Annotated in this window: 9 protein-coding genes; 3 read left to right on the top strand and 6 right to left on the bottom strand. The window is 56.2% G+C overall.

The window, feature by feature from the left end; genetic code table 11:
• Position 1: 1 nt before the first annotated feature.
• A complete protein-coding gene (locus ACOT0L_RS14455; RefSeq protein ID WP_074134716.1) occupies positions 2-1,399 on the bottom strand; it encodes a PTS fructose transporter subunit IIC in 1,398 nt (465 codons plus the stop codon).
• A 179-nt stretch (positions 1,400-1,578) separates the two neighbouring features.
• On the opposite strand from ACOT0L_RS14455, the gene ACOT0L_RS14460 reads away from it, so the two are divergent.
• Positions 1,579-2,238: a MurR/RpiR family transcriptional regulator gene (locus ACOT0L_RS14460; protein ID WP_126503198.1), complete on the top strand. Its 660-nt coding sequence runs from the start codon at positions 1,579-1,581 to the stop codon at positions 2,236-2,238.
• 8 nt (positions 2,239-2,246) lie between these two features.
• Here ACOT0L_RS14460 and ACOT0L_RS14465 read toward each other — a convergent pair whose 3' ends face one another.
• The 4 genes from ACOT0L_RS14465 to treR form a co-directional block, all read right to left on the bottom strand.
• The gene (locus ACOT0L_RS14465) at positions 2,247-2,993 is read right to left on the bottom strand and encodes an oligogalacturonate-specific porin KdgM family protein (RefSeq protein ID WP_063146634.1); all 747 of its coding nucleotides are present in this window, start codon (positions 2,991-2,993) and stop codon (positions 2,247-2,249) included.
• A gap of 134 nt (positions 2,994-3,127) precedes the next feature.
• Positions 3,128-4,783, bottom strand: coding sequence for an alpha,alpha-phosphotrehalase (gene treC / locus ACOT0L_RS14470; RefSeq protein ID WP_063146633.1), 1,656 nt, complete (start codon positions 4,781-4,783; stop codon positions 3,128-3,130).
• 51 nt (positions 4,784-4,834) lie between these two features.
• Entirely contained in the window at positions 4,835-6,253 is a 1,419-nt protein-coding gene (gene treB / locus ACOT0L_RS14475) for a PTS trehalose transporter subunit IIBC (protein ID WP_022646875.1), read from the bottom strand.
• A gap of 127 nt (positions 6,254-6,380) precedes the next feature.
• Positions 6,381-7,328 (bottom strand): trehalose operon repressor TreR, encoded by a 948-nt coding sequence (treR, locus tag ACOT0L_RS14480; RefSeq protein ID WP_022646876.1) that lies wholly within the window; start codon positions 7,326-7,328, stop codon positions 6,381-6,383.
• A gap of 386 nt (positions 7,329-7,714) precedes the next feature.
• On the opposite strand from treR, the gene mgtA reads away from it, so the two are divergent.
• Positions 7,715-10,423: a magnesium-translocating P-type ATPase gene (gene mgtA, locus ACOT0L_RS14485; protein ID WP_022646877.1), complete on the top strand. Its 2,709-nt coding sequence runs from the start codon at positions 7,715-7,717 to the stop codon at positions 10,421-10,423.
• A 200-nt stretch (positions 10,424-10,623) separates the two neighbouring features.
• Positions 10,624-13,008, top strand: a complete 2,385-nt coding sequence (locus tag ACOT0L_RS14490; RefSeq protein WP_063146632.1) for a beta-N-acetylhexosaminidase — start codon at positions 10,624-10,626, stop codon at positions 13,006-13,008.
• A gap of 108 nt (positions 13,009-13,116) precedes the next feature.
• On the opposite strand, the gene gbpA is transcribed toward ACOT0L_RS14490, so the two are convergent.
• Entirely contained in the window at positions 13,117-14,568 is a 1,452-nt protein-coding gene (gene gbpA / locus ACOT0L_RS14495) for an N-acetylglucosamine-binding protein GbpA (RefSeq protein ID WP_048966074.1), read from the bottom strand.
• Positions 14,569-14,665 lie beyond the last annotated feature (97 nt).

Here is a 14,665-nt window from a genome sequence, read left to right on the forward strand (position 1 = left end):
CTTATCTGGCGTTCTTTGGGCTGACATAGAGCACGCCCAGAGCGCAAATCAATGCGCCAATAACGACGCTCGCCAGGTAGCCCGCTACATTAGTCGCCAGCGGCCAGCCCCAGACGGCTGGCAGAGGCAGCGTCTGCTTCACGCCAAGGGTAATAGCGACCAGCGCGCCGGCGACGGCACCGGTCATGAACACCGGGATAAGACGTGGGTTTTTCAGGATGAACGGGATCGCGCCTTCGGAGATCCCAATCACGCCCAGCAACAACGAGGTGCTACCGACGGTTTTCTCCTCCTGGCTAAAGACATCCGGTAATCCAAAGCGACCGTTGAGGAACGCAGCAAAGCCGACGCCGATGGAGGGGATCACGATGGAGAGTTCACGGGCGGTTAAATCAAACGTCTCGCTCATGCCATTCAGGCCGAGCGCGACCGAGCCTGCCGCCTTGTTGACCGGACCGCCCAGGTCGAACGCGGTACCTGCGGCGATCATCGCGGAATAGAACCCGCGTCCTGTGTCACCTGCCGAGGTAAAAAAGACCACCATCAGCTGGTTAAGCGAGCCAAAAATCGGGTTGATCAAATATTCCATGACCATCACCAGCGTAATGCCGGTGATGAGTGGGACGACAAGCATGGTTTTAATGGTGGTGAGCTGCTGATGGACGTGAATCGAATCATTGAGCCAGCGCACCAGATAGCCCACAAAAAAGCCGATACCAATGGCACCAAAAAAGCCGGATGGCATAAAGCCTTCGATATCAAAGAAGCGCTTATAGACTTCGTCTGACATGATGCCGCCGATAAGCCCGGGGATAAGCGCGGGTTTACCAGCAATGGAAAACGCCAGATACATCGCAAAAACGGGATACATGAACTTAATGGTCATAAAGCCCACTTTATCCAGCACGCTGAACGGCGAATGTTCGATGTTAATAAACTGCCCGGTAATTTTGGCCGTCGCCATCATCAGCCCGCCCATCACCACGACCGGCAGCATATAGCTGATGGCCGCCATAATATGGCCAATAAAAATCTGGTAAGCCGAACGCTGGAGATCGTCTTCTTGTGCGACAGTGGTGACGTTTTTTTCCATGGCCAGCGCCCGACGCAGATAGCGATCGGTATGTTTGATCAGCTCTTGTGTGCGGGTTTGAAGGTGAGGAAGGTTTTCAAAACGCTCGGCATCCTGAATGGGAACGTCAGTTGCCAGAATAATGGCCGTGGCGGAGGCGATATCCTGTTTTGTTAAGCGGTTTTGAACGCCATCGCTGCCCTGCGTTTCGACCTTTACCTCAATATTGTGCTCGTTAGCCCATGCAATAATTTTATTTGCCGCCATAAAGGTGTGTGCGATGCCTGTTGGACAGGCTGTTACCGCGACAACTTTTTGTTTCGTCATTGTCATAATTCCCTGAATGTGAAAACAGGGGAAGTATAAAGAGAACCTAAAACAGTTTTTAATGTTTGCTAATACTAATTACGTATCGTGATACGCGTAAATGCAATGTGTGAAGCGCCTTCCAGAGACTATTTCTCTGTTGTGTTAATATCATGTTGGGATTAAACGGGGCGTAATAGATGAATTCATTCCAGGGAAGTGAGCGTTTGATATTTGAATACATTCAGCATCATGCATATAATATTTCTAATATATCGGCAAAAGAGATTGCCCGTGACACCTTTACCACGACAACATCCGTTAATCGTGTATGTAAAAAAATGGGCTATAAAAGCTATACCGAGCTTCGGTACCGTTTTTTACGCGACCATTTTACGCCTGCACCTGCCGCCCCCGACATGGGGTCACAGGCGGATGATATTGTGACAGAAATTGCCAGGTTGCTTACGCATTCCAGCCATATCTATCTGTACGCACGGGGAGCCTCGCTCACCAGCCTCAACTACCTGTCGCGCTTTTTGTCGCTGGCGAGCCTGCCGCACCTTATTTTGAATGACATGCACCAGCTGACGCGGGTATCGAAGGGGACGCTGGTGTTGATCAGTAAATCCGGGGAGACGCAGTCGCTGATTGAAATGGCGCGTAACGCGCTGCGCAAAGGGTTGAAGATTATTGCGATTACCCGTCAGGGGTCGACATTGGTGTCGATCTCAACGCTATGCTGGCCGTTACCAATCGACATTAACGCAGTGTCTTTGTATCAGCGGGAAGGTCAGCTTGAACTGTTGAGTGCCGTGGACCGTATCGGCTGCAGGCTGCTACAGCACGATACGGTGTAGTCAGGCCGTCAGAGCTGCTTAACTATTCCCAGACGTACGGCATAATCATTTTCATGGTTGCCGTCATCGTTGATATAGGTTTTATCCAGCGATACAAGCTCGACGTAAGGCGTCCAGCCGTCGTCGAGCTTGTAGTTGAATGCGACGGTATGCTCCCAGTAGGTGTCATCCCCGGTTCCCTGATCGACGTTATCCTGCCAGCGGAAGCGCGGGTTGTAGGACATACCGAATTTGCCGATGTTATACGCGAACCAAATGTCGAACTGGTGTGACTGGCGGCGGGTATAACCGCTGCCGTCGAGTTCTTTATCGCTGTGCGCGTCATTGACGGTGTTATAGCGGTAGCGGGCGGAGAGATTCAGACCGTTATCGAATGCTTTCCAGCCCTGAATAAAAGGGCGGTAATGCGTATTGCTGGTGGTGAAGACGATTACCATCCCTGGCGCAACGGCGAACCCATTTCCCAGATCAAAACGCCAGCGCGTTTCGATTTCCTGTGCCGCTTCCGTTAGCCCTTTGTCGTCGGGATTATATCTGTCGGTATCACCAAAAAACGTATCGTTATGGTTTTGTGCGGCTTCAACGGAAAAGTAAAAACCGTTATTCGCCTGATGCATGACCTTAATACGTGAATCATTTACATCTGAGCGTGTATTATGACCAAAGCGAAGATCGACGGACGTATTTCCGCACCATCCCTGCGTGCTCAATAATAATACGCTAATACACGTTGCTTTAATAATTGTCTTTTTCATAATATCCTGCCGAGGTTATTTAATTGGCAGGCTATTTTTATTTTGAGTGCGCCATATTGTAAAAGTTATCGTCGTACATTTAGCGTATCGCTAAACATAAAAAAAGAGATACAGCATGCTGTATCTCCTGAGGTTTATTCCTGTACCCACCAGATAGCTTCAAACGGGCGCAATAGCAACGTATCGGGTCGGAAGGGAACCTCTTCATAGTTGCTGAGTGCCACCTGCCATGCTCGCTCTGCGGGGGCGGGCTGCCACTGCTGGCGCTCGTGGCTCAGGTTCGCCACCACCATCAGCGTTTGCCCCTGCCACTGACGGCGATAGCACCACAGGGAAGGGTGGTCAGGCAGGAGATCCTCATAATCCCCCCACGTCAGCACCGGCAGGGTTTTGCGCAGGCGAATCAGCGACTGATAGGTGTAAAACACCGAATCGGGGTCGTCCAGCGCCGCGCGGGCGTTCACGGTTTCGTAGTTTTCGCAGACACCAATCCACGGTTCGCCCCCGGTAAAGCCCGCATTGTGCGAGGCGTCCCACTGCATCGGCGTGCGCCCATTATCACGTGACTTACTCGCCAGAATCGCCAGCAGTTCATCCGTATCGCGGCCGTTCGCCCGCTGTTCGGCGAACATATTCAGGCTTTCTACGTCGCGGTAGTCGGTGATACGGCTGAAATGCGGGTTGGTCATGCCCAGCTCTTCACCCTGATAGATATACGGCGTGCCCTGCATCCCGTGCAGCACCATGCCGAGCATTTTCGCCGCCGCCACGCGGTGTTCCCCTTCGTCACCAAAGCGTGACACGATGCGCGGCTGGTCATGGTTACACCAGAACAGCGCGTTCCAGGCTTTGTTGTGCATCCCCTGCTGCCAGTGGCGGAAAAGGGTTTTCAGCGCCACAAAATCCGGCTTCGCAAGCGTCCACTTTTCGCCGCCGGGGTAGTCGACCTTCAGATGATGGAAGTTAAAGGTCATCGACAGCTCGCGCCCGTCGAGCGACGCATACTGCTGACAGTTCTCCAGCGAGGTGGAGGACATCTCGCCCACCGTCATCAGGTTGCGCGGCGTAAAGACATCCCGGCTCATCTCCTGGAGATATTCGTGGATGCGCGGCCCGTCAGTGTAGAAACGGCGACCGTCGCCGATGGTGTCGTCCGGGAAATCCTGATCTTTTGAAATCAGGTTAATGACGTCCAGACGCAAGCCGTCCACGCCGCGATCGGCCCAAAACTCGCACACTTTTTTCAGCTCGGCGCGCACCGCCGGGTTTTCCCAGTTGAGATCCGCCTGCTCCGGCGCGAACAGATGCAGATAATACTGCTCGCTTTCGGCATGCCAGCGCCAGGCGTTGCCGCCAAACTTGGAGCGCCAGTTGTTGGGAAGCGCGTCCGGCGTACCGTCGCGCCAGATATAGAACTCACGGTACGGACTCGCTTTATCCAGCGACTCACGGAACCAGGCGTGCTGCGTGGACGTGTGGTTAAAGACCATATCCAGCACAATGCGGATGCCACGTTCATGCGCCCGGGCAACCAGCTCGTCAAAGTCGTCCAGCGTGCCGTAGGTCGGGTCGATGGCAGTGTAGTTCGCCACGTCGTAACCGTTATCCACCTGCGGCGAGATATAAAACGGCGTCAGCCAGATGGCGTCAATGCCAAGGGTTTTCAGGTAGTCAAGGCGCTGCGTTACGCCGCGCAGATCGCCGGTGCCGCTGCCGGTGGTATCCTGAAAACTCTTTGGGTAAATCTGATAGATAACGCCGTTCTGCCACCAGTGAGGAAGGGTATTCATAGTACGTTCCTGCAAATGCGAAGGGGCGCAACTGCGCCCCGAAAAAGGGAATTAAACAATCTGCAACGTGCCCTGACGGAACTTACGCTGGTAAACCACGGTAGTCAGCGCCATTGGGATGATAATCGCCACCGCCATCGCCAGCGCAAATACCTGCCAGAATGAAGGCTGAATGGAGAGGATACCCGGCAGGCCGCCGACGCCAATCCCGTTTGCCATTACGCCGTTCAGGCCGCACAGCAAGCCCGCCAGACCGGAGCCGATCATCGCGCAGAGCATCGGGAAGCGATATTTCAGGTTGATACCGTACATCGCCGGTTCAGTGACGCCGAGGTAGGCGGAGATGGCCGCCGGAACGGAGATCTCACGCTCGTTGTGCTTACGGCTGACGATGATAATGCCGGTTACAGCGGAGGCCTGCGCAATGTTAGACAGGGCGATAATCGGCCAGACCGGCGTGCCGCCGAGGCTCTGGATCATCTGCATATCGATCGCCAGCGTGGTCTGGTGCACGCCGGTGATCACCAGCGGAGCGTACAGGAAGCCGAACAGTGCGGCGCCAATCGGTGCGAAGCTGCCGGTCATCAGGTGACGGACCGCGAAGGCCACGCCGTCGCCAATCATGCGGCCAAACGGACCGATAAAGGCATGCGCCAGGAACACCGCCAGGATCAGCGAGCAGACCGGGACCACCACCAGATAGAGATAGTCCGGCACGATGCGCTTCAGACGCGTCTCAATAAAGCCCAGCGCCAGACCCGCCAGCAATGCCGGGATAACCTGCGCCTGGTAGCCCACTTTGGCGATGGTAAACAGGCCGAAGTTCCACACCTCTGGCGTTTGCTGACCAAGTAAGTAAGCGTTCATTAACTGCGGAGAGACCAGCGTCACGCCGAGTACGATTCCGAGAATGGGCGTTCCGCCCATCTTGCGCACCGCTGACCAGCAGATCCCGACCGGCAGATAGAAGAAGATGGCTTCGCCAATCAGCCACAGGAAGTCATAGATGCTTTGCAGCGCCGGGTACATCTGCGCCAGGGTTTTGCCGTCGCTCATTGGCACATCGCCGATGACGTTACGGAAGCCCAGAATTAAGCCCCCGCTGATCAGCGCCGGCAGCAGTGGGAAGAAGATCTCCGCAAAATGGGAAATCAGCTGCTCATGCCATTTCATATTCTGGCGCGCTGCCTTCTTCGCCTGCTCTTTATCGGCGGAAGAGTGCCCGGTAGTCGCCAGCAGAGCCTGATAATAATCGCCCACTTCGGTACCAATCACCACCTGGAACTGCCCGGCGTTGGTGAAGCAGCCTTTAACCATTTTCAACTCTTCAATGGCTTTCGGATTGGCTTTGGCCGGATCGTTCAGCACGAAGCGCAGGCGGGTAATGCAATGGCTGACGGTGGCGATGTTCTCGCGTCCGCCGACCAGGACGATCAGCTGATCTATATCGGCTTGTTTGACTTTACTCATCATGAAACCTCATGACAGATGGTGAAAGGGGTTATGACCTGTGCGCAAGCCTACTCCTTCAACGTGACGGCGAAAATGGGAACGTTCCCGAAATCGGGCGAAGATCACAATAATCCATTCAAAAAAATTATGAGAGGCGGGCTGGAATAACGATCTGACGGGGCTCGGTACGCCCGGTAATTTGCTCGATCAGCTGCGCGGCAGCCTGCCGGCCAGACTCGGCATAACCCGGGTCAACGCTGATAATCTCCGGGTGTAAGAACTTCATCAGCGGCGTGCTTCCCACGCTCGCTAACTGCAACTCCCCGATGCGTTGTTCCTGCAAATATTTGCTCGCACCCAATGCAAGGGTATCCGTGGCGCACACCAGGGCGGTGGTTTGTGCAGTCAGCACGCTGGCGACCTGCTCATATCCCTGTTTCATACCCAGTCCAGGCAGCGCGGCCACGGCGGGGAGATTGTTTTTTTTACAAAACGCCAGGTACGCTTCATGGCGACGCTTGCCGGTGGTGATGTCGGCATGCGGCACGCCGAGATAGCTGATATGCCGATGGCCCTGTTCATACAGGCGCTGCATCAGGATAACGATTGCCCCTTCGTCATCGTAACAGACAGAGGCAAACCCGCTGGCGTCGCGCGCCAGCAGCACCAGAGACGGCTGCCAGGGTTTAAGCATGTCCTCTTTAAGGCCGGTAAACCCGAACAGCACTACGCCATCAATGTTGCGGCGCTGAAGCATACCGAGATGCTCCTCCACCATTTGCGCGGAAAACTTACTCTCCATCATGATCGGATCGTAGCCCTGCTCGTAGAACGCGGGCAGCATCGTCTGTACGGCGAGGTTTTCGGAGAGGGAATCCAGACGCGAGACAATAATGGCGACCACTTTATCGCTCTGCCCGCGCATGGCGCGCGCGGAGCGGGAAGGGGAAAAACCGTGCTGATTCATCACCGCCTCGACGCGCTCGCGTGTGCGCTCGCTGACACCGCTTTCGTTGTTAAGCACGCGTGAGACGGTCGATTTCCCCACGCCGCTTAAACGCGCGATGTCTTTAATCGTAAGGCGGTTCTGCATGCTGTATTCCCTGTAACAACGATAAAATAATCAATTGAGCCTAATGCTATCCTGCGAATTCGCTATGGGCAAAGTCTGGTTTACGTGCGGTTTATTTACGAGGGGGTATCATACCGCCCGAATAGTCACAAAAGGTATGGTTAAATCCTTATACTGCGCGACGACATCCCATTTTTAACTTACCGGAGGCCACATGGATCCCGATCCCACACCTCTCCTGACCAGGAGAAAACCTTCTTTCCGGTAAGCCAGCCTTTTGCTGTCTCACCGGCGTGAGGCAGCAACGTTCATACGTTCCTGCTTGATAAATTAAGTGCCTGACAGGTACGGCTCTGCCACGCCTGCGGGAAAACTGCGTCCGCCTTTGCGGATGCGGGGGAATGACTATGCTGAAAAATATCACCCGGCAGCTGTTCGCGCAGCTGAGCCGCCACCTGCCACATCGCCTGATTGCGCGCGATCCGCTGCCAAATGCCAACACCCTGGCGGGCGCGGAAATCCCCGCTTCCCTGACCGAGCGCTGCCTGAACGTGGCGGCGATGGATGAAAACGAAGTCTGGCGTGCCTTTGGCGGCCACCCGGAAGGGCTGAACGCGCAAGAAGTGTCAAAAATCCGCGAGGAACATGGCGATAACCAGATCCCGGCGCAAAAACCCTCTCCATGGTGGGTCCACCTGTGGCTCTGCTACCGCAATCCGTTCAACCTGCTGCTGACGGTGCTCGGGATTATCTCTTACGCCACTGAAGATCTGTTTGCCGCAGGCGTAATTGCCCTGATGGTGGGGATCTCCACGCTGCTTAACTTTATTCAGGAAGCGCGCTCCACCAAAGCGGCGGATGCGCTGAAAGCGATGGTCAGCAATACTGCCACCGTGTCGCGTGTGATTAACGACCTCGGCGAAAACGCCTGGATTGAACTGCCCATTGACCAGCTGGTGCCGGGCGATCTGGTGAAGCTGGCGGCGGGGGACATGATCCCGGCGGATTTACGCATCATCCAGGCGCGGGATCTGTTCGTCGCGCAGGCGTCACTCACCGGTGAATCCCTGCCCGTAGAGAAGGTGGCGAGGACCCGCGATCCGCAGCAGATGAACCCGCTGGAATGCGACACCCTGTGCTTTATGGGCACCACGGTGGTCAGCGGCACGGCGCAGGCCATTGTCACCGCTACCGGCGGCAACACCTGGTTTGGGCAGCTTGCCGGACGCGTCAGCGAGCAGGAGAGCGAGCCGAACGCATTCCAGAAAGGCATTGGCCGCGTCAGCATGCTGCTGATCCGCTTTATGATGGTCATGACGCCGATTGTCCTGCTGATCAACGGCTACACCAAAGGTGACTGGTGGGAAGCGGCGCTGTTCGCCCTCTCCGTGGCTGTCGGCTTAACGCCGGAAATGCTGCCGATGATTGTCACCTCCACGCTGGCGCGCGGGGCGGTCAAACTCTCTAAACAAAAGGTGATCGTCAAACACCTCGATGCCATCCAGAACTTTGGCGCGATGGATATTCTTTGCACCGATAAAACCGGCACCCTGACCCAGGACAAAATCGTGCTGGAGAACCACACCGATATCGCCGGAAAGACCAGCGAACGGGTGCTGTACAGCGCGTGGCTGAACAGTCACTACCAGACAGGGCTGAAAAACCTGCTCGACGTGGCGGTGCTGGAAGGTGTGGATGAAGAGTCTGCCCGCATGCTCTCCGGCCGCTGGCAGAAGGTGGACGAAATTCCGTTCGACTTTGAACGGCGCCGCATGTCGGTGGTGGTCAGCGAGCAGCCGGACGTACATCAGCTGATCTGCAAAGGGGCATTGCAGGAGATCCTGAATGTTTCCACGCAGGTGCGTCATAACGGCGAGATCGTGCCGCTGGATGAGACCATGCTGCGCCGCATCAAACGCGTCACCGATAACCTGAACCGTCAGGGGCTGCGCGTGGTGGCGGTAGCAAGCAAGTTCCTGCCCGCGCGGGAAGGGGACTACCAGCGTATCGATGAATCCGATTTGATCCTCGAGGGTTACATCGCATTCCTCGATCCGCCGAAAGAGACCACCGCGCCGGCGCTGAAAGCACTGAAAGCGAGCGGGATCACCGTCAAAATCCTGACCGGCGACAGCGAGCTGGTGGCGGCCAAAGTGTGCCACGAAGTGGGCCTGGACGCGGGCGACGTCGTGGTGGGGAGCGACATTGAGCACCTGTCCGACGATGAGCTGGCCGAGCTTGCCCTGCGCACCACGCTGTTTGCCCGCCTGACGCCGATGCATAAAGAACGCATCGTCACTCTGCTGCGTCGTGAAGGGCACGTGGTGGGCTTTATGGGCGACGGCATCAACGATGCGCCAGCCCTGCGTGCGGCGGATATCGGTATCTCCGTGGACGGCGCGGTGGATATCGCCCGCGAGGCGGCAGATATCATTCTGCTGGAAAAGAGCCTGATGGTGCTGGAGGAGGGCGTCATCGAAGGGCGTCGCACCTTCGCCAATATGCTCAAATACATCAAAATGACCGCCAGCTCCAACTTCGGTAACGTCTTCAGCGTGCTGGTGGCGAGCGCCTTCCTGCCGTTCCTGCCGATGCTGCCGCTGCACCTGCTGATCCAGAACCTGATGTACGATGTCTCTCAGGTCGCCATCCCGTTTGATAACGTGGACGACGAGCAGATCCAGAAGCCGCAGCGCTGGAACCCCGCCGATCTGGGGCGCTTTATGCTGTTCTTTGGGCCGATCAGCTCCATCTTTGACATTCTGACCTTCTGCCTGATGTGGTTTGTGTTCCACGCCAATACCCCGGAACACCAGACGCTGTTCCAGTCCGGCTGGTTCGTGGTGGGGCTGCTGTCCCAGACCCTGATTGTGCATATGATCCGCACCCGCCGCATTCCGTTTATCCAGAGCCGTGCCGCATGGCCGCTGATCGTGATGACGGGCATTGTGATGGCGCTCGGGATCGCGCTGCCGTTCTCGCCGCTTGCAAGTTACCTGCAACTTCAGGCGCTGCCGCTGAGCTACTTCCCGTGGCTGGTGGCGATCCTCGCGGGTTACATGGTGCTGACGCAGATGGTCAAAGGGTTCTATAGCCGTCGGTATGGATGGCAGTAACGGCAAGCCCGGTGGCGCTGCGCTTACCGGGTCTACGATCCGAACGTAGGCCGGGTAAGGCGAAGCCGCCACCGGGCAGCTGGCTTTCCTCCCAAATTCAACAACCTGTGATCTCCGTCGGCGCATTCGCTTGACGACAATTTGAGCGCATGTTAACAGAATGTTTTGCCTTTATTTGGCCCGTCTGATAAGGAACATTCATGTTACGGTACAGTCTCTTAACCGCCGGGCTTATGCTCGGCGCCTCCGCCTTTGCCGCCCCGGCAGGCGACCTTCCCTTAATGCCCTGGCCTGCGAAGGTTGAACGCCCGACCACGCAGGGTGCGCTGGTGCTTAACAATCAACTCACCGTGAGCGTCAGCGGCGACGATCTGGGGGATGCGGTCAACCGCCTGCGCCAGCGCATCGCCCTGCAAACCGGCTGGACGCTACAGCCGCAGGCCGAAAAACCTGACAAGCCAACCATCCGTATTTCCATCGCTAAAAAAGTGAAGCCGCAGCCGCTGCCGGACAGCGATGAGAGCTATAAACTCACGGTGGACGCCAACGGCGTAAATATCTCCGCCAACACCCGCTTCGGCGCGCTGCGCGCCATGGAAACCTTGCTCCAGCTGATGCAGAACGGTGCCGAAAACACCTCGATTCCGTGGGTTAGCATTGAAGATTCGCCGCGCTTCCCGTGGCGCGGGCTGCTGCTCGATTCAGCGCGCCATTTCATCCCGTTACCCGATATCAAACGCCAGATCGACGGCATGGCCGCGGCTAAGCTCAACGTCCTGCACTGGCATTTGACGGACGATCAGGGCTGGCGCTTTACCTCGAAGCGTTATCCAAAATTAACCCAGCTTGCCAGCGATGGGCTGTTCTACACCCCGGAGCAGATGCGCGAGATTGTGCGTTACGCTGCCGAGCGCGGCATACGCGTGGTGCCGGAAATTGATATGCCGGGCCACGCCTCGGCGATTGCCGTCGCCTACCCGGAGCTGATGAGCGCGCCGGGGCCGTACGCCATGGAGCGCCACTGGGGCGTGCTTAAGCCAGTGCTGGATCCCACCAAAGAGGCGACCTATACCTTTGCCGACGCGATGGTCAGCGAACTGGCGGCGATCTTCCCGGATCCGTATCTGCATATTGGCGGCGATGAGGTTGACGACAGCCAGTGGAAAGCGAACGCTGCGATCCAGAGATTCATGCGCGACAACAAACTGGCGGACAGCCATGCGTTGCAGGCGTATTTCAACCGCAAGCTGGAGACGATCCTTGAGAAGCACCACCGGCAGATGGTTGGCTGGGATGAGATCTACCATCCCGATCTGCCGAAAAGCATTCTGATCCAGTCCTGGCAGGGACAGGACGCGCTGGGGCAGGTGGCGCAGAACGGCTATAAGGGCATTCTCTCTACCGGTTTCTACCTCGATCAGCCGCAATCCACCGCCTACCACTACCGCAATGAAATTGTGCCGCAGGGGTTGAACGGCGTGGATGTGATAGCAGACACCGACAGCGTCCAGAGCTGGGCTTTCTCCATGCCGCGTCTGAAAGGCAAGCCGGTGGAAGGCAGCTTTACGCTGGTGAAAGGCGATGCTGGCTGGCGCGGATTCATTGATTTTGCCGGGAAATCGCGTCGGGCGGTGGATAACATTCAGTGGCGGGACGACAATCAGGTAACGTTTACCGTTGATACCTGGATGGGTGAAACGCGTCCGGTCGTTTCTGTTGAGAACGATAAGCTCAGCGGCTATTTCCTGGTGGGTAACGCCCGCTACCCGATTAGCGGCACGCGTCTGGACGAGGTGCCGAAAGGCGTTCCGCCGGTGGTGCCGGACCCGGCGAACGAGGCCAATCTGCTCGGCGGTGAAGCCGCGCTGTGGGCGGAAAACGTAGTCGCGCCAGTACTGGATATCCGTCTGTGGCCGCGCGCCTTTGCGGTGGCGGAGCGGCTTTGGTCGGCGAAGGACGTCAACGACATCGACAACATGTATACCCGGCTCCAGGCGATGGACAGCTGGTCCACGGTATCGGTTGGGCTACAGCAGCATACCCAGCAGCAGGTACAGTTCACGCGCCTCGCTAACAATGCGGATACCTTGCCGCTGCAAATCCTCGCCCAGGCGCTTGAACCGGCGCAGTATTACACCCGTCAGCATCTTAAGTTCCAGGCTGGAAACTATCATCAGTTTGAGCCGCTCAACCGGCTCGCTGACGCGCTAAACGCGGAAAGTGCGACCGTGCGTCAGATGAATAAATGGGCTGACCGTCTGGTGAGCGATGCGGAAGACACGGAGAGCGCCGACGCGCTGCGCCACGTCTTTAACCGCTGGCAGAACAACACCAGCGACGTGCTGGCCTTGAGCGAAAACAGCTATCAGTTGAAGGCCATCAAACCGGTAATTCAGGAGGTGGACAAGCTGGCCTCGATTGGCCTGCGGCTGACGGATCTGGTGGCACGTCAGGGAACGCTGGATGATAAAGAGATCGCGTCGATCCAGAGCGAACTGGATAACGCGGCGAAAATCCAGGACGAAGTGGTGATTGCGGCGGTGTACCCGCTGGAAACGCTGCTGCGTGCGACGCAGAATCAGTAGAAAAAAATACCCCTCACCCCAACCCCTCTCCCCATAGGGGCGAGGGGCACTATCGGTACCCTCTCCCCTTTGGGGAGAGGGTTAGGGTGAGGGGTAAGGTTTTTCCACTCAGTTCTTCAACACCCACGCCTCTTTCCAGTGCGCGCCAACGCCAGGCTCAAACTGGTTTGCGGTTGGGCTGTACTGCACGCAGTAGCCGCTGTACGGGAAAGGCTTACATTCGTAGGTCTTACCGTCTTTTGGCTGTAGTACCACGGTGCCTGCTTTGTACGAGGCGATATTCTCCGGGAAGGTAAAGTCGTGGTGGCCGGTGCTGTCCGCAGCCGCATCGCTTTCCAGCATCAGGTTCAGCACGTCCTGGGCGAACATCGTGCCGTCTTTATTGGTCGCGTAGTATTTCAGCATATGGTGTCCCGCCGTCACGTCAGTCAGCGTCATGGTCACGTCCTGATTGACGTTGTTCATGTCCTGCTTCAGGTAACCTTTTTCCGCACCGTGGTGGTTCATCACGTGCGCTTCAAAATTAACGTCACCCTGCGTGTTGACGTGGAAGGTGACGGTCGCGTTGCCATGTTCGATTTTGCTGTATTGCAGATCGGAAACGGCGATGGTCTCGCTCACCTGCGCTTTTTGCTCTTCATAGGAGATGGCAACGGATTTCAGCGTGCTGCCGTCTTTCACGAATACGCTGTTGGCGCCGTGAACCGGGCTGATGTCACCGGCTTCATCTTTCACACCGACGCGGACATCGCTCTGAGCGGTGTTGATCTTTTGCGCCAGATCGTAAGACCACTGGTTAGCGTCGCCTTGTTCAGCAGAGCCGATGGTCATTTCGGTACGCATGGCGGTCACTTCACCGTTGGCGTCGAAGAAGCGTGCGATAACCTTATCGCCCACGTTCAGGTTATTACCGGCAATCTGGCCGCTAAGGGTTTTGCTCCATTCGGAAACGATCGCAGGCGTTTCATCCGGGGTAACGTTGCCACCATTCCCGAAATCAACGTCAATGGCCTGATAAAAGCTATTTGAGGTGTCCGCAATTTCCCACACGCCGTAAATAACCTGGTACCCCGTACGCGCAGGAACATTGCAAGTCATAGATTTTGTTACGGCTGGTGCCTGACTATTTCCGTTGATCGTACAGAATGGAGTTAATTCAAATTGATCGCGAGTCAGCGGCTTATTTGGATCCCAATTTTGTTTGGTGATGTAATAGCGCCAGTTAGTGGTTTTATGCGGTGCAGTATGATGCCAGACGAACTCATGCGGGCCTGCTGTTATCGGGTTTTTGGTCCAGGCATTCAGGCTTTGCTTATCCAGCTGAGAATACTGGGAAATACCTGCACTGGCGAGCTGGCCGTCCGGCGGCATAGCGCCGGTCGGGAAACCGGAAGTTTTTTCCACGCTCTGCGGTTCATACTGTACAGCGCCGCAATCAATATTTTGGCCAAGCTTACACATATAGGCGCGGCTGGCTGGAGATTCAATATAGCCGTGAGCAAATGCCGACGATGCAACGGTCACTGTCGCGAGGGCAAGTGCAATTTTTGAAAGTTTCATTACTCATCCATTATTAGAGAATATTACCGGGTGGAGAAGCTTAATAATGGACGGTGCGATTTGTCATTTTATATGGAGAGTAAAAATAGTCGAAATA

Origin of the sequence: Enterobacter cloacae complex sp. XAL002 (genome assembly GCF_049236805.1) — a bacterium.
Lineage (GTDB): Bacteria > Pseudomonadota > Gammaproteobacteria > Enterobacterales > Enterobacteriaceae > Enterobacter > Enterobacter intestinihominis.